This is a genomic window from Candidatus Pelagibacter communis, assembly GCF_001180225.1.
In the GTDB taxonomy this organism is placed as follows: Bacteria; Pseudomonadota; Alphaproteobacteria; order Pelagibacterales; family Pelagibacteraceae; genus Pelagibacter; species Pelagibacter ubique_D.
In genome coordinates this window covers 1-1,197 of sequence record NZ_CVST01000064.1, presented here as the reverse complement: position 1 = coordinate 1,197, position 1,197 = coordinate 1, and the positions used below count along the sequence as shown (strand labels likewise).

General features: G+C 26.0%; 1 protein-coding gene. It reads left to right on the top strand.

The annotated features are described in order from the left end of the window. A partial coding sequence (locus AMN99_RS05910; RefSeq protein ID WP_256998120.1) for an FAD-binding protein occupies positions 1-1,197 on the top strand: 1,197 nt, incomplete at both ends.

The window sequence follows — 1,197 nt, the reverse complement described above, 5'->3', positions numbered from 1 at the left end:
TTTTCTATAAAAAATATAAATCAATATAAAGAATTTTCAAAATTTGATTTATTAATAAAATTACCAAATAAAAAAAATCGTTTCTTAAAAAATATAATAGTTCCCCTTTTAGGAAATCATAATATTAAAAATGCAGTTGCGGCTCTTGCAGTATCGTTGACTGTTGGAATATCAATATCTGATATAAAAAAAGGACTTAAAAATTTTAAAGGTGTTCAAAGAAGATTTAATAAGATTTTTTCTTTTAATAATGTTGATTTTTTTGATGACTATGCACATCATCCAACTGAGATAAGAGAAGTACTTAATGGGGTAATGAAAGTATATAAAGGTTATGAGAAGATATGTATTTTTCAACCCCATAGAATATCAAGAGTAAAAGATTTAAAAAAAGAGTTTAGTTACGCTTTTAGAGATGCTGATAAAGTAATTTTATTTCCAATTTATAATGCTGGTGAAAAAATGAAACTCGGATTTAGTTATCTTAGTTTTGCAAAACAAATTATCAAAAATTCGAAAGTTGAATTATTAATGATCGAGGATCAATTTCAATTAGCAAAATATGTAAAAAGTAATATTTATGGAAAAAAAAATTGTCATTGGTATGGGCGCTGGTTCAATTTCAAACTGGATGAGAGAATTACCCAAATATTTAAAATGAATACTAATTTGAAAAAACTGTTAGAAGAGTTTGGTCAAAACCTAAAGCTAGACTGTGATTTAAAAAAAAAAAATTGGTTTAATATTGGTGGTAAAGCTAAAATTTATTTTAAAGCAGATAATTTAAAAGATTTAATCAAATTTTTAAAAATTATAGAAAATAAAGAAAAAATCTTTGTCTTAGGTGGAGGATCCAACACATTAATAACTGACGACAAATATGACGGTGTAGTAATCAAGCTTGCAAATAATTTTAATAATTTATCAGTTCTGTCAGATGATATAATTATTGCAGGAAGTATTGTTAGTGACAAAGCATTATCAGAATTTGCATTAGAAAACAGTTTAGGTGGTTTTGAATTTTTGTCTTGTATACCAGGTACAGTTGGCGGTGGAATTAAAATGAATGCTGGCTGTTTTAATAGAGAATTTAAAGATATTCTAATTTCGATTCAAGCAGTTACTAAATCTGGGCAGGTAGTAACTATACCAGCAAAAGATATAAATTTTAAATACAGAGATAGTGGTTTATCTGAT